The 21,345-nt window shown below is 61.5% G+C and carries 23 protein-coding genes and 1 pseudogene; 10 read left to right on the top strand and 14 right to left on the bottom strand.

Going from position 1 to position 21,345, the window contains the following annotated elements:
- A pseudogene (locus NKI70_RS30025) lies at positions 1-146 on the top strand (S-(hydroxymethyl)glutathione synthase); the annotation flags it as partial.
- A 730-nt stretch (positions 147-876) separates the two neighbouring features.
- The gene (locus tag NKI70_RS30030) at positions 877-1,560 is read left to right on the top strand and encodes a response regulator (protein WP_023679211.1); all 684 of its coding nucleotides are present in this window, start codon (positions 877-879) and stop codon (positions 1,558-1,560) included.
- A 98-nt stretch (positions 1,561-1,658) separates the two neighbouring features.
- On the opposite strand, the gene NKI70_RS30035 is transcribed toward NKI70_RS30030, so the two are convergent.
- From NKI70_RS30035 to NKI70_RS30050, 4 genes are all read right to left on the bottom strand, one after another.
- Positions 1,659-2,204 carry a hypothetical protein gene (locus NKI70_RS30035; RefSeq protein ID WP_352725902.1) on the bottom strand — a complete coding sequence of 182 codons (546 nt, stop codon included), beginning with the start codon at positions 2,202-2,204 and terminating at the stop codon, positions 1,659-1,661.
- Positions 2,205-2,274: 70 nt separating this feature from the next.
- The gene (locus NKI70_RS30040) at positions 2,275-3,615 is read right to left on the bottom strand and encodes an ATP-binding response regulator (protein ID WP_352725904.1); all 1,341 of its coding nucleotides are present in this window, start codon (positions 3,613-3,615) and stop codon (positions 2,275-2,277) included.
- A 10-nt stretch (positions 3,616-3,625) separates the two neighbouring features.
- Positions 3,626-4,765: an FIST N-terminal domain-containing protein gene (locus NKI70_RS30045; RefSeq protein WP_352725906.1), complete on the bottom strand. Its 1,140-nt coding sequence runs from the start codon at positions 4,763-4,765 to the stop codon at positions 3,626-3,628.
- An 861-nt stretch (positions 4,766-5,626) separates the two neighbouring features.
- Entirely contained in the window at positions 5,627-5,851 is a 225-nt protein-coding gene (locus NKI70_RS30050; RefSeq protein ID WP_352693486.1) for a hypothetical protein, read from the bottom strand.
- Between the two features lie 202 nt (positions 5,852-6,053).
- Between NKI70_RS30050 and NKI70_RS30055 the strand changes: the two genes are divergently transcribed.
- Both NKI70_RS30055 and NKI70_RS30060 read left to right on the top strand, forming a co-directional pair.
- Positions 6,054-6,299 carry a type II toxin-antitoxin system Phd/YefM family antitoxin gene (locus tag NKI70_RS30055; protein WP_352621536.1) on the top strand — a complete coding sequence of 82 codons (246 nt, stop codon included), beginning with the start codon at positions 6,054-6,056 and terminating at the stop codon, positions 6,297-6,299.
- Positions 6,296-6,679: a type II toxin-antitoxin system VapC family toxin gene (locus tag NKI70_RS30060; protein ID WP_352693484.1), complete on the top strand. Its 384-nt coding sequence runs from the start codon at positions 6,296-6,298 to the stop codon at positions 6,677-6,679. The genes NKI70_RS30055 and NKI70_RS30060 overlap by 4 nt, the downstream gene beginning before the upstream one ends.
- Positions 6,680-6,716: 37 nt before the next feature.
- On the opposite strand, the gene NKI70_RS30065 is transcribed toward NKI70_RS30060, so the two are convergent.
- From NKI70_RS30065 to NKI70_RS30105, 9 genes are all read right to left on the bottom strand, one after another.
- The gene (locus NKI70_RS30065) at positions 6,717-7,547 is read right to left on the bottom strand and encodes a BtpA/SgcQ family protein (RefSeq protein ID WP_352693482.1); all 831 of its coding nucleotides are present in this window, start codon (positions 7,545-7,547) and stop codon (positions 6,717-6,719) included.
- Positions 7,544-8,452 (bottom strand): ribokinase, encoded by a 909-nt coding sequence (locus NKI70_RS30070; protein WP_352693480.1) that lies wholly within the window; start codon positions 8,450-8,452, stop codon positions 7,544-7,546. Before NKI70_RS30070 ends, NKI70_RS30065 begins: the two co-directional genes overlap by 4 nt.
- A gap of 3 nt (positions 8,453-8,455) precedes the next feature.
- Complete coding sequence (locus NKI70_RS30075) at positions 8,456-9,226, bottom strand: glutamine amidotransferase (RefSeq protein ID WP_352725908.1); 771 nt, start codon at positions 9,224-9,226, stop codon at positions 8,456-8,458.
- 27 nt (positions 9,227-9,253) lie between these two features.
- Positions 9,254-10,342, bottom strand: a complete 1,089-nt coding sequence (locus NKI70_RS30080; protein WP_352693478.1) for a phosphotriesterase family protein — start codon at positions 10,340-10,342, stop codon at positions 9,254-9,256.
- Positions 10,343-10,346: 4 nt separating this feature from the next.
- Positions 10,347-11,351, bottom strand: coding sequence for an ABC transporter permease (locus tag NKI70_RS30085; protein WP_352474303.1), 1,005 nt, complete (start codon positions 11,349-11,351; stop codon positions 10,347-10,349).
- The gene (locus NKI70_RS30090; protein WP_352693476.1) at positions 11,348-12,145 is read right to left on the bottom strand and encodes an ATP-binding cassette domain-containing protein; all 798 of its coding nucleotides are present in this window, start codon (positions 12,143-12,145) and stop codon (positions 11,348-11,350) included. The genes NKI70_RS30085 and NKI70_RS30090 overlap by 4 nt, the downstream gene beginning before the upstream one ends.
- 74 nt (positions 12,146-12,219) lie before the next feature.
- Positions 12,220-13,158: an ABC transporter substrate-binding protein gene (locus NKI70_RS30095; protein ID WP_352449198.1), complete on the bottom strand. Its 939-nt coding sequence runs from the start codon at positions 13,156-13,158 to the stop codon at positions 12,220-12,222.
- A 116-nt stretch (positions 13,159-13,274) separates the two neighbouring features.
- Complete coding sequence (locus NKI70_RS30100; RefSeq protein ID WP_023679230.1) at positions 13,275-13,886, bottom strand: cupin domain-containing protein; 612 nt, start codon at positions 13,884-13,886, stop codon at positions 13,275-13,277.
- A gap of 1,733 nt (positions 13,887-15,619) precedes the next feature.
- Positions 15,620-15,958, bottom strand: coding sequence for an NAD-binding protein (locus NKI70_RS30105; RefSeq protein ID WP_352725910.1), 339 nt, complete (start codon positions 15,956-15,958; stop codon positions 15,620-15,622).
- A 42-nt stretch (positions 15,959-16,000) separates the two neighbouring features.
- Here NKI70_RS30105 and NKI70_RS30110 point away from each other — a divergent pair, with 42 nt between their 5' ends.
- Complete coding sequence (locus NKI70_RS30110; RefSeq protein ID WP_352595026.1) at positions 16,001-16,660, top strand: L,D-transpeptidase; 660 nt, start codon at positions 16,001-16,003, stop codon at positions 16,658-16,660.
- Between the two features lie 10 nt (positions 16,661-16,670).
- On the top strand, positions 16,671-17,183 hold the full coding sequence (locus tag NKI70_RS30115; protein ID WP_352725912.1) for an OmpA family protein: 513 nt from the start codon (positions 16,671-16,673) through the stop codon (positions 17,181-17,183).
- A gap of 140 nt (positions 17,184-17,323) precedes the next feature.
- Here the strand turns inward: NKI70_RS30115 and NKI70_RS30120 are convergent, their stop codons facing one another.
- Complete coding sequence (locus NKI70_RS30120) at positions 17,324-18,151, bottom strand: alpha/beta fold hydrolase (protein WP_352725914.1); 828 nt, start codon at positions 18,149-18,151, stop codon at positions 17,324-17,326.
- A 90-nt stretch (positions 18,152-18,241) separates the two neighbouring features.
- Between NKI70_RS30120 and NKI70_RS30125 the strand changes: the two genes are divergently transcribed.
- The 4 genes from NKI70_RS30125 to NKI70_RS30140 all read left to right on the top strand — a co-directional run bounded on the left by NKI70_RS30125 (position 18,242) and on the right by NKI70_RS30140 (position 21,282).
- Complete coding sequence (locus NKI70_RS30125; protein ID WP_352693492.1) at positions 18,242-18,874, top strand: TetR/AcrR family transcriptional regulator; 633 nt, start codon at positions 18,242-18,244, stop codon at positions 18,872-18,874.
- Between the two features lie 268 nt (positions 18,875-19,142).
- Positions 19,143-19,373, top strand: coding sequence for a hypothetical protein (locus NKI70_RS30130; RefSeq protein ID WP_352622467.1), 231 nt, complete (start codon positions 19,143-19,145; stop codon positions 19,371-19,373).
- Positions 19,374-19,435: 62 nt separating this feature from the next.
- A complete protein-coding gene (locus tag NKI70_RS30135; protein WP_023679231.1) occupies positions 19,436-19,993 on the top strand; it encodes an OsmC family protein in 558 nt (185 codons plus the stop codon).
- 59 nt (positions 19,994-20,052) lie between these two features.
- Positions 20,053-21,282 (top strand): NAD(P)-binding domain-containing protein, encoded by a 1,230-nt coding sequence (locus NKI70_RS30140; protein ID WP_352725916.1) that lies wholly within the window; start codon positions 20,053-20,055, stop codon positions 21,280-21,282.
- The last annotated feature ends 63 nt before the right edge of the window (positions 21,283-21,345 follow it).

A 21,345-nucleotide genomic window follows, 5' to 3' on the forward strand; every position in this document is an offset into this window, starting at 1 on the left:
AGTCCGGTGTCGATCCGAGCCGCATGGACGGCATAAGGTCACAGCTGAAGTCGATCGGGCTCGAACCTTATGATTGCCTCAATCCCGGGCTGATGGACTATATCGCCACCTGGACGGCCAAGAGGTCCGGCGCGTTGCCGGCCTAACGACTGATCAGACACTATCCTTGGGGGCCGGACGAAATCGCCCGGTCCCACGCGTTGGAACGAACGCAGGCGACCGCGTAGACGACTCGTAAGTCATTGCCGACGTGCTGTCAGCCTGGGGGGCGTTGGGCTCAACGGGAATATGCTGAAATTGGTCCAACCGGATCGTATAGCTTCAAGATCAGCGACTGCGATCAGTTGGTTCTGGCTTGGCGCGGCCCAGATCGTGGACTACAGCTTGGATATCGCGGGCAAATTCGCGCCCAAAGCGCGATGGCGGCAAGGTGATGCTCCTTACCAGTACGGCATCGAGCGCCTAGCGGGGCTTGAACGGCAGCACCATCAGCTTGCTGCGTTTTGTCCAGGAAACCAGCCCGTATACCAGCGCGACCCCAGACCAGCCGATACCATCGGTGCGGCCGCGAACAAGGCGGGGGTCGGGGAAGCGTCGTGTGGCGGCCGGCAACAGTGCGAAAGCCGGCGGTCACTGGCTGTCACGCGAAGCCGGAAGTCGGTCACGACCTGTCTCTGTTTCAATGGATCTGTCGCCGGCACATTCGGCCGATTTGGGCCACCGGGCAAGGCATTGCATTTCAGAACGGCCACATCTGCCGCGTGGCGCCGCGGAAATCATGGGCACATTCTGCTTTAGCCGGCCAAGATGGCAATGTACTATTTGCCAATAAGCTGGCCATGGTTGCAGGACTATTCTAGGCCAGACCAAACCGAAATGAAGCTGATGACCGATCGCGCCAGGTTCCTGATCATTGACGACCATCCGCTGTTTCGGGAGGCGCTGCATAGTGCCGTGCAGATGGCTTATCCGGAAGTCGACACGGTCGAGGCACGCTCGATTGCCGAGGCGCTCGAGCTTCTGACGGATGCCAAGCCGTTCGACCTGGCGCTGCTCGATCTCAGTATGCCCGACGTGCATGGGTTTGACGGGCTGCTGCAGCTCAGGACCCGGTATCCGCGCCTGCCGGTGGTCATCGTCTCCGGCTATGAGGAACCGAAGATCATTTCCGAGGCGCTGTCCTACGGTGCGGCCGGCTTCATCCCGAAATCGGCGCGCAAGAGCGACCTTGCGGCCGCCATCCGCTCGGTGATGGAAGGCGCGATCTATGTTCCCGAGACTTATGAAGGCCGGCCGCGCGACGCCGACAGCACCGACCGCGCCGAGATGGTGCAGCGCCTGGCTACGCTGACGCCGCAGCAGCTCAAAGTGCTGCAGATGCTGCGCCAGGGCCTGCTCAACAAGCAGATCGCCTACGAGCTGCAGGTCGGCGAGACCACCGTCAAGGCGCATGTCTCCGAAATCCTGCGCAAGCTCAACGTCTACAGCCGCACCCAGGCGGTGATCGAGGTCTCAAAGCTGGACAATGCCGAGCTGTTTCGCGATCCGGCGGGGTTTTGAGAGCGCTCGCTAAAAAGCGCACTGTCACTGTAGTCGACCGCACTCGTGTCACCGCAATCGAACTAGACTAGCCACGGCTCTCACGTTCCCGACACCAGCTAAGCAACCCGCGCCTCTCTAGTCAGATCAAATTCACGCGGCGATTGCTCTGCAGCAGTTAGCCGCTTTCCCGCGTCTAATAAAATGGCGGCCCCCGGTCCAACGTAGAATGCTTTAATTTTACTAAATTGCTTTTTGAATGCTCTATTAAAAGTCTTCATTAGCTCCTGAGCGAGCGGCGTGTCGGAGACCGTAGCCACGCGGCCATTTATCACAACATCTTCAGCCCATCGCCCACCAGGGGAAAAAGTTACTGTGTCCGGATTGCTAAGCTGATCTAGCGAATACCGGATGCCGGAAGGTGTTTTTATCGGCCTCACCTCAATGGGCACAGCGTGGCCAGTGACAAGAAATGATCGACCGCTGGAAGCCGATTCAGTGGTTGATTGCCCAAGAGTTGGAATTTGCATTCTATTGCTAAAAGAGTCGAATTCCATCTTGGGAAAATGACCCATGAGGATGTATTTTATCGAAATTTCACGTTCTACTGCCTCCAATACGGGAAGAAGATCGTCCTTTAGCGCGAAGAAGTGAATCTGCTTCATATGAATTACCGCCTAGGCACAAGTAATGGCTGGAATACGGTGACCCGTATGCTGGGAAGATACGACCAGTTCAAGCCAGCAGATGTGCCAGCAGCGCCCTCAGTTGGGCCGGCTTCAGCGGCTTGCGCATCAGCTCGATGCCGGCGGCGCGGGCGGCCTTGGCGACACTTTCCGAGCCGTCGGCGGTGACGATGAGCGCCGGCACGGCGCGACCGAGATAATCACGGACCTCGGCGATTGTGGTGGTGCCGAGGTCGCCGCCGTCGAGATGCTGGTCGGCTATGACAATATCTGGCAACCAGTCGGTATCGCCAAGCAAATCGAGCGCGTCACCGGTCGAGGTGGCGGGGCGCACCAGGCATTGCCAGCGCTCGAGCAGGGAGGTCATCGCCTGCAGCACGTCGATGTCGTTCTCGACCAGCAGCACCCTTGTGCCGAACAGACCGTAGCCGCGCGGCCGCTCCATGTCGACGGTGCTGGCGATTGGATCGGCCGTGTCGCCGATCCCGACCGGAACGTCGATATGGAAAATCGTGCCATGTCCGACCTTCGACGAAAACGTGACGGGATGGCCGAGGGCCGCGGCGATGCGGCGCACGATGGCCAGCCCCAACCCCAGCCCGCCGGCGGCAAGCCCGGCATCCGTCGGGATCACGCCGCGATGGAATTCCTCGAACACCGCCTCGCGCTGGTCGTCGGGGATGCCGCAGCCGGTATCGGCGACGTCGATGCGGATCGTGTCGCCGCGATGTCTGGTGCCGACCAACACGCCGCCCGAACGGGTATAGCGCAGTGCATTGGACAGGATGTTCTGCAGGATGCGGCGCAGCAAGGTTCGGTCCGAACGAACGAGCGCATTGACCGGCCGGAACTTCAGCGTCAGCCCCTTCATCTCCGCAACCGGCTGAAAATCCGAGCGCAGAGACGAAAACAGCGTCTCCAGGCTGACATCGGTGATGTCGGGCTGCACGACGCCGGCATCGAGCTTGGAAATGTCGAGCAAAGTGCGGAGCAGGTCCTCCATCGTCTCCAGCGATCGCTCGACCTGGCGGACCAGGTTTCTGCCTTCCTCGCTGGTCTGTACTTCGGCAAGCGCCGAGACCGACAGATGCGCGGCGTTCAGCGGCTGCAGCACGTCATGGCTGGCGGCCGCCAGGAACCTGGTCTTGGATAGGTTCGCCAGCTCGGCGTTTTCCTTGGCCGCGTTCAAGTCGATGTTCGACTGCTCCAGCCGGCGCAAGGTCGAATGCAGCTCTTCGGTGCGGCTGCGCACCCGGCTCTCGAGCGAAATGGCGGTCTGGAACAGCGAAAACGCATTGCCTTGCTGGTCCATGGAACGCTCTACGCGGCTGATCAGCGCGGCGTTGATCTTCTTCAGCTTTTCCAGGTCGTCGATGTTCCTGAGCGGCATCCCGGATTTCCTACTCCGCCGCTTCGGCCGCATTGCGTTCACCGAAGGCGATGCCGGTGAAGGTCTGGTTCAGATGCATCGAACGGTACTGTTCGCCATAGGTGCCGAAGCCGAGGACGTTGTTGACCTTGTAGAGTTCCGAAATCTCGCGATAGACTTGGCGGTTGCGCGCGTCGAGCCGGCGCAGCACGCAGTCGAAACCGAGGATCAGGTCGATGCCGCCAAGCCTTTTGCTGACGTCGCTGAGAGCGGCGCGGGTCGCCTCGACCATGTCCTTAGGCTGGGCGACGGCAAGCACGACACCATCGTCGATGGCGCAGAAGAACGACAGCGAGCCGTCCGCATGCATCTTCTGGATTGAACGGCAGTAAAATTCGCCGCCGACTTTCACCACCACCGGGTGCGAGGCAAAACTCAGTGGCGTCAGCATCTGCGCGACGACGCCGACCGAGGCGGCATATTCCTCGGCGGCAATGGTGGCGTTGAATTCGCGCACGATGCGGTGGTCGGGATCGGATGCCGTCACCACCAGCTTCTCTTCGGTGGGAACGAAATTGTCGGTCTTGAACACGTGGAAAGGAATTTCCGTGGTGATCAGCACGATGATGGCGCTGTCGGAGGTCACTTTGCCGTTCGAGATCAGCCGCGTTGTCTCGAATTTCAAATCATCGCCAGCCGACCCGCCGATCAGTGGGATGTCGTCGAGCCCCCAATGGATGGCGGAGGTCACCGCTTCTTCGGCATAAGACAGGCCGTCGATCAAGCAGAGCGCGAAAGTGGTGTCGGCTCGCTCGTGCCCGAGGCGCTCGTGTAACGAACGCCTCAGCGCCTCGACTTCGCCGGTAATCCCGTCCATGCCCGATGAGGACAGATTTTCGACCATGGTGCTGGCTGCCGAAAACGATGCGGAGGGAAGCAGCATAGCCAGGATCTGGCCTTCCTCCAGCCCTTTGGGCGTTATCTCACCGGCCGTCGAGCAGCCGGCATAGTGGAGCGCCGGCGCGTGGGTCTTCAGCGCTTCCGACAGGGCGACGGCCTCTATGAGGCTCTGCGAGAAAAACAGGAGGGCAAACCCGGCGTCAATGGCCGCTGCTTCCGCTGCCACCGCCCGGGCGAACGCATCCGCGTCAGATTCGTCGGTCGTGAGCACCGAAAGGCCGCATGCATAGCGCGTCCGTGACTTGGCCAGCGGCTTCCTCCTCCATTTCCTCCGACGCCTTTTTTTGTGCGCGTCTGGCGCGCCGGCGTCGAGGTCATTGTTGTCTTGAAGCGGTGCTTTGGCAATGAGCCAACATGATGGATTTGAAGTTTCTGCCGTTTGACGGCGTCCGCGCAGCCACTCACAGACGAAAGGCCGCATCGCATCGCCATCGCGTTCGCTTCGTTACGCCGTTTCCTGCCTTTGCGTGACAACTGGGTCATCCAGCGGGCAGTGCAAGTAAAGCGCCACATCACGACTGATGCTGAATCCGTCAAAGAGGTGCGAAACTTCGTAGGAGCAAGGTCTTCGCGAGTGCCGAGCAGGGGATATTTGTCACCACCGCCTCTCGTTGTCGAAAGTAGCGCGAGCGGTACCGAGGAAGGCCCGAGAGACGAAGTCAAAGCTGCACCCGATCGGGTCGAAGCCAATTTCCGCCTACCGCGCTTCACGCTATTGCAAGACATTCAAATTTGAGCTTCCGCACTCATGCTTTGTCGAGAGTATCTCCGTAGGTTTTAGCCGTTCTGAATCGCCGTCGGCGACGATGACGACGAAATAGGAGAACGCAATGGCTCGCAATCACGTTGAACGTCTTGGAGAGTTTAGGGAAATCTTGGTCGCGACTCGACGCGAAGGAGTCCGTAACGTGCACCATACTCGCGACGCAATGCGGGCAAGTGGCTTTCAGATCGGGGACAGCGACGGATCCAGCTACGGAGCCGAGCTGAAGGTGCTCCAAGAGGAAATTGAGGCAGTCGATCGCGCCATCGAAGACGAGAAGCGGTTGGCCTTGGCCCTCGAGAGCGCGGCTCAATCCCGCCGACCGACTAAACCGAGAATCGTGAAGGGAACATAGAGTCCGGTAAGGCCCTTGGCGCCCGTCGCGTCGATCGCCTTCGGTACAGTGTCGGGCTCGTCGCCGCCGTGGTGCAGCGCCCTAAAAGCGGACGTTTCGCTTTCGGCCCCTAGCGCATCGTAGAGCATTTGCTCGGCAAAAATCGCTCCTGTGAACTCCGACGTCGCATGGCGGACCAACAGGTTCGGCCAACATCAGGTGAGGCGTAGTTCCAACAAACATGCAGTTCAGACAATCGATTACGCGTCTTTGTTGAAGTCGTGCCATGCGGCCGATCCGAGAGGGTCGGCCACCTCCAGCATCCTTCACTGACTGAAATACGCTTGAAAATCGGGGGCCCCATGTAGACTAAGTTGCATGGACTAAGTCATGAGGCCCGCAATGCGCACCGTCAATATCCACGAGGCCAAGACGCATCTGTCTCGTCTTGTCGACAGGGCGGCCAAAGGCGAATCTTTCATTATTGCCAAATCCGGCAAGCCGATGGTCAAGGTCGTTGCCATAGACGCACCTGCGGCCGGCGAAATGCGTCGGGTGGGGTTTATGGCCGGGCAGTTTTCAGTTCCGGACGATTTTGATCGGATGGCAGATGACGAAATCGAGAAGCTGTTTGGCGGCGATGCATGAAACTTCTTCTCGATACCCATCTTCTGCTCTGGGCGGCGGGCGAGCCCGAAAAGCTCCCGCCCGCAGCCCTCGCTGAGATCGAGAATGCCGATAACCACTTGACGTTCAGCGCCGCAAGTCTCTGGGAGATTGCCTTTAAACGCGGTCTGGGCCGCCCTGACTTGAAGGGTCGATGCGCGTCTTTCCGTCGGGGCCTGATCGACAATGGCTATGATAAGCTGCCAATCACCGGCGAGCATGCCATTGCGGTGGAGGGGCTTCCACCCATCCACAAGGACCCCTTCGATCGGATCCTCATTGCTCAATCGATTGTGGAAGGCATTACTTTGACCGTCGACGATCGGGTCGCGCGGTATCCTGCGCTCGTCCGTCGTCTCTGATCAAGCTGGACCGCAAGCCCCTTGGTAGGGTAGTCAGCTATCGCTTCAGACCACCCATGAAAGCCTTTACTCGAGCAGAGTCGACTTGGTTCCACCAGACACCGTCGTGCTTCAGCGCGCTGGCGATGATGACCCCGTCGACAATGGCAAGGATATCCTTGGCGTTATCCGGGGTGACACCGCTGCCGACCAGCGTCGGCAGGCCGGCGGCCTGCTTGATCATACTTATGTAGCCCAAATCCGCGGCGTGACCGGTGCGCTGGCCAGTGGCGATGATGGCGTCGGCGTCGAAGAAGACCAGGTCCTTGACCAGTTCCTCCACCGGGCGGTCGGCGACGATGGCGTGTGCGCCGTGCTTGACGTGGGCATCGGCGAAAATGCGGATGCCGTTGGCGCGCAGCCTGGCGCGGTAGCGCGCCGCGCGGCCCGACTCGCCTTCGACAAAACCCTCATTGGCGACATAGGCATTCGCCCATTGATTGACTCGGACGAAGCCGGCGCCGGCTGCGCTGGCGATCGCCAAGGCCGGGATCGCGGCATTGGCCAGCACATTGATGCCGATCGGCCTGCCGAGTTCGCGGCGGATGCGGTCGGAAACGACCGCCATATAGGCCGCCGTCTCCGGGCCGATATCATCAGGCTTGGCGAAGGGGATGTCGCCATGGTTCTCGACGATGACGCCGTCGCAGCCGCCGTCGAGATAGGCCTTGGCGTCGTCGAGCCCGCGCTGGTAGATCGCCTCGATAGCCTCGCCGTCATAGCGCGGCGCGCCGGGCAGCGGCGCCAGATGAACGACGCCGATCACCACCTTTGTGCGGCCGAAAAGGTCCACGAGCGCGTCGCCGCCAGATTGGCCGAGGTGGGTCATGAGAGCTCCATTTGATCGATGAGCGCCGCCATCTCGGAGGCGGAAGGACAGGATGCCAGCGTGCCCGGCCGTGTCACGGCGATTGCGGCGGCGGCGAGCGCCAGCTTCAGCGCCGAGATGACCGGCATGCCCCGGGCAAGCCCACCGGCCAGACAGCCGCAGAACACATCGCCCGCGCCGCTGGTGTCGAGCGCTTCGACTCGCTGCCCCGGCAAGCGAAGCGGTTCCGTCCGGTCCGTGCCAAGCACGATACAGCCTGCGGCACCGAGGGTGATGACGACGGCGCCTGCGCCTTTGGCCACCAGCGCGCCAGCGGCTGCTGTCATGTCATCCCGGCCGGTCAAGATTTGCGCTTCGGATTGGTTGACCACCAAAACCTCCGCCAGGCCGAGATCGGGCAGCGAGGCCGTGTCGATCGGGCTGGCGTTGAGAACGGTGCGCGCACCGTTTTCCTTAGCTGCTCTGAGGCAGGCATTGGTCACGGCAGTCCGCAAATTTCCCTGGCAGACGAGGATGTCGCCGGGAGCGATCCAGCGGACAAGTGCTGTTTGCGCCACCGGATCGAAGGCTTCGCTGCAGGCGACGCCGCTGACGATGAAATTCTCTCCGCCTTTATCGACGACGATGGTCGAGCGGTCGCTCGGCAGCTCGAATTCGCTCACCTCAAGGTCTGACAGCTCGCTGTCGAGGCGGCTCCTCATCCACGCGCCAGCGGGGTCCTTGCCGAGCGCCGTCCAGAACGTCACCTCTGCACCAGTCCGTGCTGCTGCGACCGCCTGGTTGGCGCCCTTGCCGCCGAGCCCGTCGGCATAGCTCACGGCATTCAAAGTCTCGCCCGCGGCAGGGAAGCGGCCGACGCGAAACACGGTATCGACGCAGGCATTGCCGACGACGTGGACATGCATGGCTCAGCTCTCACCGGTCGCCCAGCCCAGCATCTGTTCGAACAGGGTCTTGTAGCCTGGCCAGGCGATGAATTGCGGCGGCAGCCAATGTGGCCCGACATCGGATGTCCAGGCCACGGTGCGGCCCTTGCCGTAACGGCCGGTGACAAGCAGCGGCAGCGAGCCATAGTCCGACGACACGCTGGCCAGGACCTCGGCCCCATCCTTCAGCGTCACCTCGTTAAAACCGAGCAGGATCGGCCAGTCCGAGCCGAGGCCCTTGAGGATGGGATGGCTCGACCCTGGTTTCGGCACCGGCGCAAAGCCTTCGGGAACCTCGACGCGGTCGTCGTAGGCCAGGCAATTCACCGGCAGCACGTCCTCGACCGGCGTCTTGCGGTAGCGCGCGCCGCCATTGATGCCTTGGAAGCTGTAGTAACCGCCGAACATCAATAGACCGCCGCCGCCGCTGACGTAATCGCGGAGCAGGCGCAGGCGGTTCGGCGTCGGCTTGGAGTGGACCCAGGTGTCGGGATGCAGCAGCAGCGTGTTGGCGCCGATGTCGGAGAGCACGACCGCGTCATAGGCCGACAGCGCCTCCATGGTCTGTGGAAAGCCGCGCTGCGCCTCATGCGCCGGCATGAACGTGACGTCGAAGTCGGTCGCCTTCAGCGCGCCCAGCAACTCGTCTGCGCCGGTGTGGTAGGTAACGGTCGGAAACTGGTCGAAACCCTTGATATGGGTCGCGGTCGACACCCAGGATTCGCCGGCAAGCAGGATCTTCTTCTTGGACATTTGAACTCCAGTGTAATTCCAGGCCGCTTAGAGCCGCGCGAATACGCTTTTCGGATTGGCGATCAGCATGCGGTCGATGGCCGGCTGCTCGACGCCGTGGCGTTTTAGGCGCGGTATGAAATGCTTCAGGATATAGCCATAGCCGAAGCCGCCGAAGCGCGTCAGCATGATCTTGAGGAACACATCCTGCGACAACAGCAGGCGGTCGCCGAAGCCCGCCTCGACAAGCGCGGCGATGGCGCGTGCATTCTCCTCGTCGGAGGGCGATTGCGCGTCCTGGTCGGCGTAATAATAGTCCATGCCGATCATGTCGTATTCGAGGAATGCGCCGCGCCGAGCGAGGCTTTTCTGGTAGTCGGGATCGTCGTGGCTCGGGTTCATGTGGCAGAGCACGGTATGGCGAAGATCGGCGCCCTCGGCCTCGACGATATCGAGCACGTCGTGCGCCAGCCGCTCCCAGCCAGGCAGATGGATCGACAGCGGCACGCCGGTGATGCGCGAGGCGCGCGCCGAAGCCCGCAGCGACTTGCGTTCCTCGGCGGTGAAATCCTTGCTGACGCCGACCTCGCCGATCAGCCCGGCCATGATCGGCGGCTGCGTCTCGCCGCCGCCGACATCGTTGACGATGAACTCGGTCACGGCGTCCACATCCATCGCCTTCAGCCATTCGGGATGGGTGTGCTCGAGATAGAAGCCGGTGCCCATGACGATCTTCAGGCCGGACATGCGGCTGATGCGAGCGAGCTTTTCGGGGGCGCGGCCGATGCCGATATTGGTGGCATCGACGACGGTGTGGCCGCCCAGCGCGCGATAGCGCTGCAGCTCAGACAGCGCCAGGTCGGCGTCGTCGAGCGAAACGTTGTCGCGGTTGACGTAAGGGTTCATGCGCAACTCGCCGATGATCTCGATGTTCACCGGCTGCTCGGCGATCGCCATGTCATCGGGATGGCAGGGGCATTTCCAGCTGCGCGCGCCGTCGAGCAAGATGTGCTCGTGCATCAGCGTAATGCCCATCTCCTCGACCGGAACCGGGCCGAGCACGGTCATCACATGGCCGGTTTCGACCCCGATTGGCAGCCGCCGCCTGGGCACCGCGTCATCGAACAGATCGCTCATCGGCTCAACGGCTCCGCACGGCGCCGCGAAACAGGCGGAAGTTCAGCCAGATGGCGATCAGGATGATCGTTCCAGTGACTATCGGCGTCAGGAAAGGCGACAGATGCGCCAGGATCAGGCCGTTGCCGATGACGGCCACGGTCAGCGCGCCGAGCACCGTGCCGATGATCGTTCCGCGGCCGCCGAACAGGCTGGTGCCGCCGAGCACGACGGCGGCGATGACTTCCAGCTCGAAACCCTGGCCGGCATTCGAAGATCCCGATCCAAGCCGGGCGGCAATGATGATTCCGGCGAGGGCGGCCGCGGTGGCGGAAATCACATAGACGAAGAGCGTCGTCTGCCGCGTGTTGACGCCGGCGCGCCGCACCGCCTCAGCGTTGGCGCCAATGCCGGTGACATAGCGGCCGAATGGCGTCTCGTTGAAGGCGAGATAGGCGATGGCCAGGATCGCCAGCGCGATCAGCGCCGGCACCGGCACGCCAAGGAACCAGGCGCGGCCCAGCACGGTGAAAGCGCTTCCTGGCTCGATCGGGATGGAATAGCCGCCGGTGATCAGCAGCGCCACGCCACGGATCACCGAAAGCCCGGCAAGCGTGACGATGAAGGACGGGATGCCCTCATAGGCAATGAAATAGCCCTGTACCGCCCCAAGCAGAGCACCGAGCGCCAACATGGCAAGGATAACGACTGGCCACGGCAGGCCAAACTGCAAAAGCGTCGCCGACAGCGTCGCCACCAGCGCCAGCACGGAGCCGACCGAAAGATCGATGCCGCCAGTGGTGATGACGAAAGTCATTGCCGCGGCGACGATCAGCAGCGGCGCCGACTGCCGCAGGATGTTCAACAGATTGGGCGATGTCAGAAACGCGTCGGTCGCAACCGAGAAGATGATGCAGACGACCAGAAAGAACAGCGCGATCGAGACGACGCTGCCGTTGGCGAGCAGCGCATCGCGCCAGGTGCCCCTGCGTACTCGTGAGGGCTGGGCGGTGTGGATCGCGTCACTCATGCCGGGGCTCCACCGCGATAGCCATTGGTGGCGGAACGCGCACTGAACTTGCGGCCGACGATCAGATTGACCACGTCTTCGATATTAGTGTCGCCGATCAGCCGCTCGGCGACATTGCGCCCTTCATACATGACCTGAATGCGATCGCAGACGAGGAAGAGATCCTGCAGCCGGTGGGTGATCAGAATGACGCTGACACCGCGCGCACTGACCGCGCGGATCAGTTCGAGCACCGCCTCGACTTCGGCCACGGCAAGCGCTGCCGTCGGCTCGTCCATGATCAGCACCGCCGGCTCGAACGAGGCGGCGCGGCCGATCGCGATCGACTGGCGCTGCCCGCCTGAGAGGTTTTCAACCTTGAGCCGCGTGTCGGCAATGACGATGCCGAGCCGATCGAGCATCTCGCGCGTCTCGTCATGCATGCGCTTCTTGTCGAGAAAGGAAATGCCTGCGATGCGGCGGCGCGGCTCGCGGCCGAGAAACAGATTGCCGGCGACATCGACCGTATCGCAGAGCGACAGGTCCTGGTAGACCATCTCGACGCGCGCCGCACGTGCGTCCGCCGGCGAGCTGAAGATCACCGGCTTGCCGTCGATTTCGATGGTGCCGGCGTCGGGAACCACCGCCCCCGACAGCACCTTGCTCAATGTCGACTTGCCGGCGCCATTGTCGCCGACCAGCCCCAGCACCTCGCCCGGCTTCAGCGTCAGCGACACGTCATCGAGCGTCTGGATGGCGTTGTAGCGCTTTGAGATGCCGCTCATCCGCACCCGATAGGTCTGGCCACTGCTCATCTGGAATTCCACGCGATTGCAAGGGATCCGCGGCGCAGCCTCGGGCGGCGCCGCGGCTCGGTCGCCGACGCAGTTTACTTGAACATCGCGCGATATTGGTCGACATTCTTCTTGGTCACGATCGTTACCGGGATATTGATGATCGGGTCGATTTTCTCGCCCTTCTTGATCTTGCCCAGCGCTTCGACCGCAGCCTTGCCTTCGCCGGCCGGATCCTGCTGCACGACCGCCACCACCCAGCCGTCATCGATGCCCTGAACGGCCTGCTTGGTCAGATCCCAGCCGAACACCTTGACGTCGCCGGTGCGGCCCTGGCTGGTCACAGCCGAAACGGCGCCGAGCAAGGCTGGTTCGCCGGTCGCATAGAGCGAGTTCATGTCCGGATTGGCCGTCATCAGGTTTTCCGAAGCGCTCAACGCGGTCTCCTGAACGTTCTGGCCGTCGACTGTGTCGAGGAAGGTGACGGCCTGGCCGCTTTCGGTCACCGCCTTCTTGAAGCCGTCGAGGCGCTGGTTCTGGATGAATGAATTGAGTGCGCCGACGATACCGATCTTGGCCTTGCCGGCCATATCGGTCTTCACATAGTCGGCGTAGAATTTGCCGATGTCCTCGCCGGCCTTGGTGTTGTCGACGCCGATGAACGAAATATTGTCGCCGTCGGGGATCTGCGCGTCGATGGCTATGACGGGAATGCCGGCCGCCTTGGCTGCAGTGATCGCAGGCTTGACGCCGTTGACGTCGATGGCGACCAGAATGATGCCGTCGACTTTCTGCGTGATGTAGTTCTCGATCGCGTCGTTCTGCGCGCTCGGCACATTGTTGGCGTTGAAAATGACCAGCTTGGCGCCAGCGGCGTCGGCTGCCTTTTGCGCGCCCTCGTTGATCTGGTTGAAGAACAGGGCCTGCTGGTTGATGTTGACGAGAGCGAACGTATCGGCAAGCGCCGATCCCATGGCTGCCGAGCCCATGGCAATGGCGGCGGCACAGCCGGCGAGAAGTTTGAACAGACGCATTTCGGTTCCCCTTGCTTGCGGACCAGACCTCGGCTGGTCCCGTTGGTGCTACAGGCACGAGGCAAGCATTCAAGAGACTTGAATATTTGTCAATCCAAATGAACACAGAGCGTTGCTCAGAAAGTCGCCGGCGTGTTGACCCAGAAAATGCTAGCGCGTTCCTCGCCGATGTTGCGGTAATGATGCGGCAGCTCCGACCTGAACACGAAGGCATCACCCGTGGCGAGAGCATGGCTCTTGCCGTCGACGATCAGTTCGATCCGCCCGGCGAGCACGTAGCCGACTTCCTCGCCGGCATGCTGGATCGGACCTTCGCTCGAGCCCTCTGCCTCGATGTGATGGATGTTGCATTGTAAGAGGTGGCCAGGCGAATACGGGATGATGCGTTCGAGCGAAATTCCCTCGCCACGCCGTAGCGCGTCGAGCGCGATCAAAGGCCTTGCGCCCGCCCGGAATACGATCGCCTCGTCGTCGTCGACTTGCTCGAACATCCAGCCGATGTTGGTGTCGAGAACCTCGACCAGACGGTGAAGCATGGGCAGGGACGGCGAAGCCTTGCCGTTCTCGATCTTGGACAGCAGGCTTTCCGAGCAATTCGCAGCCGCGGCCAGCGTCTTCAGCGTCATGCCGCGTGTCTGGCGGGCGAGGCGCAGCCGAGTTCCAAGTCTTGCGGCATTTACGGTGGCGTCCGTTTCTGATTCTGGCCGCCGTCGATCGATTTTGTTCATCTGTTCGCCAACCATTCAACGGTCAAGGGCAACTATCGCGCGAGCAAAAGACCTCGGCTGACGATTTGCAAGTGCTGATGCGTCAAATTCGAGACTGCAGCCGCAGCTATCTCATCCGGCGAATACCGCTCCCGCATGAACCGTGCTGATCCCGCGCCAGTTATCCCCTATCGCTTGGCTGTCCATCGTGGTCGAAATCGCCAGCCGCTACCGCGTTTGCGTCACGTGGCGAGTGGACTTGGAACGACAATGCGGGCAAGGCGGGCCACGCAGCCAATCTACACAACCACGGCCGCGCCGACACGATAAAATCTGGACTGTCACCGAATTGCGGAGCGCGCCCAGAAGTCACCCGCGGCAGCGCCCCATGGCGTTACGCCCAGGGCGCGCAGGCTCTCGATAGCCGCGACGTATCCAATGAAATCCCTGGGGCAGTCGCGCACCGCTTGAGCTTCGGCAATTTTGAAGAAAGTCCAACAGAATTAATGGACTAGCACCTTGCTGATGTAAGTTGCGGAAGCGACGCGCGGTTAATGCTTTAGAAGTATAGACACATCGACACGAGGTGCGAAGAAGCAACGCCAATACAACTGGTTGGTTACAACATATTTATTTTCGCAGATATGGTATTGCCCGTCCGGGGATTCCTGCACACGGTCACGTGGGATGGTGAAATTATGCGGCAAATAAGTGTACCCGCCGTCTACCCTGGACCGCACCGAAGACCGAGGTATGGCGCGGCAATCTGAACCGCCGCAGCACTTGAATTTGGTCTGTGGGTCAATCTTATCTTCGTACCAATCATGGGCGTTAGCGGCTGTTGCGGCGGCGATACATATCGCCGTGAAGATGAGCCTTCGCATGGCATTCCTCAAGTATCTGGCAGGCGCTGCTCGTTGGGGTTTCCATGTATATTAGCGTTCCATTGAAAATACCATTGGCCTCCGACCGACTTAACGCAGCTCCAGCAAGCGACGCTCGCAACGAAAGACCGCATTGGGTCACGTCAGGACGACACTTGCGCCGACCAAAGGTCAGCTCTTGTCGCTCCGGGTTGGAAACCCGACCGTCTGCTCTGCGCCTAAACTCAGACGTAGAGCGGGCCATTGCGACATCCCATAAGCGGACACCGGCTGCCGTGATGACAGTCAGCGTGTGATGGATCGGACAGACAACTAAACAAAATCAAAGAGTTATGGGGGCGCGCATGCAAAGCCTGCACACGAAAGTTCTGCTTTCTTTTCCACTTTCGTTCCTGCGACGGCGTCACCGTTTGGCCTTTTCAAACGCTTCTTTGCTGGCGGCCATCGCCGATCCCGCGAGTCTCCGCTCCGGGATATCCACGTTTCGTAGAATGCCAGCACCATGGCCGTCGAAGGAAACGGCAGGTCAGCGGCTTACGAGGAGTGCACTCCGGAGGCGTTAGCTATTCGGCTCATCCGCCAGCCGCCGAGAGCGGTGGAGTTCCCGATTGCATGGGGCGGGTACAGATCACCGCGAGCGGTAAATGCCAAGCACACAGGCTCGGAGAAGGCCGGACCCGCTTGGGGACGTGGAGTAAGAACGCCTGCGGACGGTCCTGACGGCCGCATCCACATCCGTTTTGCTGTCCCCGAGTTCTTGAAGGACAGCTGCACCCAGGAGAAGGCTGGATTCCGTCGTTTCGGGCATTACGGTTGTCGCGCCTTTCTCAAGCAGCTCTTGCACATGCATGTGGTGACGCGCCCGGACAATCACCGGGAGGTCGGGCAGTTGCGTCTCAGCGCCGCAAGAACCGATTTGGCTGCCTCGGGGTCGTCCAGAGTGATCCCCAGGGCCTTTGCGCTGTCAATTTTCGCGGCGGCCACCATCTCCTCCTGCGAAGCGTTGCCGAAAAAGACCGGTAGACGTTCTTCCCGGGACCGCTCTACATTTTTGGCGTCGAGGTCGACTGCAACCCACCTGTATCCACGCTCGTCGAGCAATCTGCCGATCACCCGGCCTACCCGCCCGAACCCGGCAATGACGAATGTCCGGACACGGCGGACTGAAGCAACGCAGCATTTTCCACTTTGAGGCGAAGTAATTCTCAACTATGGTCCGCCAAGCTTTTGGCATGAGGGGGAATATTGCCGATGGTTTTATCACGCAGGGGTGTCGTGCTCGGCGGCCTGGCGCTGGTCGCGGTGGGTGCAACCAGCAACATTGCTCAAGCAGCGGCGGCAAAATCCTTTTTCGCCGGTACCGCCAGCGACAACAATTTTGTGTATCGCAAGACCAACTTCGCCAAGATCGACAAGAGATGGCATCGCCAGATCGTCAAGTATTTCAGCAGCGAGCCGGTCGGCACCGTCGTGGTCGATACCCGCCACCATTTCCTTTACGTCATCATGGAAAACAAGACCGCCATCCGCTACGGCGTCGGCGTCGGCAAGGACGGCTTCAAATGGTACGGCCGCGCGACGATCGACCGCCGCGCGCTGTGGCCGCAATGGGTCCCGCCCCCCGAAATGCGGAAGCGCAGGCCGGACCTACCGCCCATGGTCGCAGGCGGCGCGTCCAACAATCCGCTCGGGCCGCGCGCGCTCTATCTGCACCGCAACGGCGCCGATACCGGCTACCGCCTGCATGGCACGCTGGAGCCGTGGAGCATCGGCACCGACGCTTCCAGCGGCTGCATCCGCATGTTCCCGGAAGACATCATCGACCTCTACCAGCGCTGCCCGATCGGCACCGCGGTGCAGGTACTGCCGCACATCGCCGACCAGGCGCCCGCTTCCACCACTGTCGAATGATTGGCGCCTCATGAACCGCATGATTGAAAACACGCGCCGGCTGCTCGCCGCGGGCCTGCTGGTGCTGGCCGCAGCCTGCTCGACCAGCAACACGCTGGCCCCTTCCACGCCCGACGTCACCAACACCGAGGTTGCCGGCTTCCAGAACGTGCAGCCGGGCAGCGAGGAGGATTTTATCCTCAATGTCGGCCGCCGCACCTATTTCACGCAAGGTTCGGCCGCGCTCGATTCTGTCGCCAAGGCCACCCTCGACACCCAGATCGCCTGGCTAGCAAAGCATCCGCGCTGGCTGCTCAAGCTGCAGGGTTTCGCCGACGATCCCGGCGCAAGTGAAATGGCGCTGTCGCAGCAGCGCGCCGATGCGGTGATGGACTACCTCGCCGCCGGCGGCATAGACCGCAACCGCATGTGGGCCAAGGGCTACGGCAAGGACAGGCTCGTCCGCGAGTGCCCCGACACCGCCTGCAGGTCGCAGAACCGCCGCGTTGTGTCTAATTTGCGCGATGAGAGGGACGAGCCGTAGGGGGCTGCTGTTCTGCTTGTGACCCGAAGCAGAGTCTCACAGGCGAGCGCAGGTTCTGCTGCCGCCTTTCCGCCGCGTCGCAATCCAATACGACTCAACGCCGTTCTCCTCGCAGCCGGCTGCCTCGCCGCGACCGCCAGCTACTGGTTATCGGTCCGAACCCGAGATCGATACTTGGCTATGAAGGCGAGGGCCGTCGCGTTGAATGCGTCCGGACGCTGTAATGGCGCGAAGTGACTAACGCCGGGCAAAATGATCAATTCGGCCCCCGGAATAGCGTCAGCCAGGTAGTTGGCATGCTCTCGCTTGATAAATTCGTCATGCTCGCCGAGTGCGATGACCACAGGCACTTTGATGGCGCCAAGGTCCTCTTTGGTATAGTTCGGCTGGGTTCGCATCATCAGCCCCACGGCGCCGACGAACTGGTCGAAGTCGCCTGGCGTGGCGGAGAGCATGGCGTAGTCTTTCCTGTGGCGACTGAAGCAGCGATCGAGAAGCGGACTCGGTTCGATCTGCTTTGTGCCACCAGGATCCATGTTGCAGGCAAAAAAGAAGACGCCTGCCACGCGTGCTGGTGCCTTGGAGGCAAGTACCAGAGCGACGCAGGCGCCGTCACTCCAGCCGACGAAGGTAGCCTTGTCAAGGGAAAGGTGGTCCATCACAGCCACGACGTCAGAAGCCATGAGTTCATAGGAATATGGCCTGTTATCGCGGGTGCTGCGGCCGTGTCCGCGACTGTCGATCGTCACCACGCGGTGGCCCGCCGCCGCCAAGGCCGAAACCTGATATCCCCAGTTGCCGCTGTGGCCGAGTCCGCCATGCAAGAGGATGACGGGAGGACCGCTACCAAATGATGCGTACCAGATCAGGGCTCCGTCATGCTCTACTCGATCCTCGCCATCTGTGGCAGGGAGAAGGGCGGCCCCATGCTCAGCAAACCGGGTAAGATCGTCGTCATATAAATTCATATCACGTTCCGTGTTTTCGAGACCTATGCACCCTTGGCGAATGGGGGCTTCACTATTGACACATACCGATCGTAAGGTATGAATATTCGCATGTCTAGGCCAACCAAACATGCTCCCGAGCGCGGTGATGCCCGAACCCGGCTCCTGGAAGCTGCAAGGGACACTATCCGCGCCAAAGGCTTCGCCTCAGCCAGCGTTGATGATCTGTGCAAGGCGGCTGCGGTAACTAAGGGGGCATTCTTCCACAGCTTCGGTAGCAAGGAAGCCCTGGGAATTGCAGCTGCGGAATTTTGGGCTAAGACCACCTCGGACTTTTTCGCCGCTGCTCCCTATCATCGCCCTCTCGATGCGTTGGAGAGGGTGCTTGCGTATGTCGCTTTTCGCAAAGCGATCATCACCGACGATCTGGCAGGTTCCAGCTGTCTGGTCGGAACGATGGCCCAAGAGACCTTCTCGAGTTTTCCCAGCATCCGCGATGCCTGTGGAGCTAGCATATTCGGTCATGCGTCCACGCTAGAAGCCGACATTGAACTGGCTCGCCGTGAGCGCGGCATCACGGATGATTGGACCGCCGAAAGTCTGGCTCGATACACGCAGACTGTCATACAAGGAGGATTTGTTCTCGCGAAAGCAGGGAATGATGCGGAGCTGGCGCGCGAAAGCCTCGCCCATCTGGAGCGGTATATCCGCCTCCTTTTTCGTGTTGCCGAAGACATGGCGTGAGCGAGATCGACCGAAACTCCATCAAACGCATGTTCTGCCGCCTCTAGGATCCACCGCGTGCAGCCCGATACGACTCCAAACGCCGTCAACCCATAGGTCCGTACCGCCCTAAGACCGCAATCTGGCAGCTAAAGGATAATCCGTTCATTGAGGCGCTGTGCAAAGAATGGGGGACGACAGCCTGTCTGACCAGGCACGGGAGGAGCTACTTCCGCGGTCCGCGCTGGCCAAACGAATTGAAATCTGAATGAGGACGGCGTCGCGCGGGTTGCTCATCGCTTCGTATTTCGATCCGGCAGCTTCGCGCCTGATGTCGGCCATAGAGGCGAACTTTGCCTCCGCCCGGAAGCAGACACTGCAATTGACCACGCTGAAGGTCGTGGTCGCGCCAGAGCCTGCCAAGGCACAACTCGGCACACGAGGGCGAACATTCCGCTGCGGAAACAACTTGAAGAAACGCTTCGCGACCCATAGCATGCCGCGCCATGGTGAAATCTGATCGGGAGGTCAGTGAGATCGGTCGGGTTTTTGAGCCAGTGCAAGGTAGGGAGGATAATAATTATGGCTTCCGAAGTACAGGCAAACAACGGCGTTAACGTAGAGGCGCTGCTCGGCGCACGCGAAGCGCTTACCAACGCCCCGGAGGCAGCGCAGTTCAAGTGGCGCGCGGCCTGCGAATGGAAGGATGGCACCCACAGCCACTCGTCGGTCGAGAGCTTCTACGGTCTCGGCGAGGATCAGCATCGCAAGACCACCTTCACATTCGACGCAGACCATCCGGAGGTCTTCGCTTCCCAGGACAAGGGCGCCACGCCCGTCGAATACGTGCTGGTCGGACTGGCGAGTTGCCTGACCGCCGGCATCGCCGCGGTTGCCCAGAACCGGAACATCCAGTTGAAGTCGGTGAAGGCGACCATCGAAGGCGACATGGATCTCGCCGGAATACTCGGCATCGACAGCGACGTGCGCAACGGCTTCAGCGGCATCACGGTGAAATACAACATCGACGCCGACGCCAAGCGCGAGGACATCGAGGCTATCGTCGCTCAGTCGCAGAAGCGGTCGGCCGTCTATGACATTGTCACCAATCCGACGAACGTCACGGTCGTGGTGAATTGAAAGGCGCTTCGAACCGTAGACTCTCCTGATGAGAGGGTGCGATTAGTTCCGTCACCACAGTGATCGTCGGCGCGGGGCACGCGGGGCTCGCGATGAGCCGCTGCCTCGCAGAGCGCTCTATCGACCATGTGCTGCTGGAGCGCGGCGAGATCGCCCATACCTGGCGCACCGAGCGATGGGATTCACTCCGGCTGCTCACCCCGAACTGGCAGAGCCGGCTGCCGGGCTTCCGCTATGACGGCGACGATCCCGACGGCTACCGGACGATGCCTGAGGTGATCGACTTCCTCGGGAACTATGCCAAGGCGATCTCGGCTCCGGTCAGAACCCACACGACCGTTACCTCGGTTCGGAGCGACGGGGCGGGATATCTTGTGCGCACGGAGCGCGGCGAGTGGCGGTGTCGGACCGTCGTGCTGGCGTCGGGCGCGTGCAACATCGCGCGCCTGCCCGACGTCGCCAGCCGCGTGCCGCCGTCGGTCGCCATGCTGACGGCACAGTCCTACCGCAATCCGGGTCAGGTCGCCGACGGTGGCGTGATGGTGGTGGGCGCGTCGTCGAGCGGCACCCAGATCGCACAGGAGCTGCAGCGTTCGGGGCGTCAAGTGACCCTGTCGGTGGGCGAGCACATCCGGGCGCCCCGCGTCTATCGCGGCAAGGACCTGGAATGGTGGATGGACGCCGCCGGCGTGCTCGACGAGCGTTACGACGAGGTGGACGACATCAGGCGGGCGCGACGGGTTCCTTCGCTACAGCTTGTCGGCACGCCCGACCGCATCACCCTCGACCTCAATGCGCTCGACGACCTCGGCGTCCGGATCATCGGTCGTCTTGCCGGCATCACCGAAGACGGCAAGGCCCAGTTTGCGGGGTCGTTGCGCAACATGTGCGCGCTTTCCGATCTCAAGATGGCACGGCTGCTCGACCTCATCGACGAATGGGCGCGCGCCAACGGCCTGGACGCTACGGTCGGGCCGCCGGATCGCCCGCCGCCGACCCGTGTCGAGGACAACCCGCCGCTCGGCCTCGATCTTGCCGGAGGCGCTATCAGGACGATCATCTGGGCCACCGGCTACCGGCCGGACTACTCCTGGCTGGAACTGCCGGTCCTCGACCGCAAGGGCCACGTCCGTCACGACGGCGGTGTAGCGGAACATCCGGGCCTGTACCTGATGGGGACGCAGTTTCTGCGCCGCCGCAAGTCTGCTCTGATCGACGGCGCTGGCGACGACGCGCGTGATCTCAGCGATCATCTGGCATCGTACCTCGGGCAAAATTCAATCTGCTAGCAGAATCAACGTCTGAGACTCCAGAGGGAACAGGTTGGTTGCCGCGACAACCCCGAATTCTGC

Source organism: Mesorhizobium sp. M0500 (genome assembly GCF_040321165.1).
GTDB lineage: Bacteria > Pseudomonadota > Alphaproteobacteria > Rhizobiales > Rhizobiaceae > Mesorhizobium.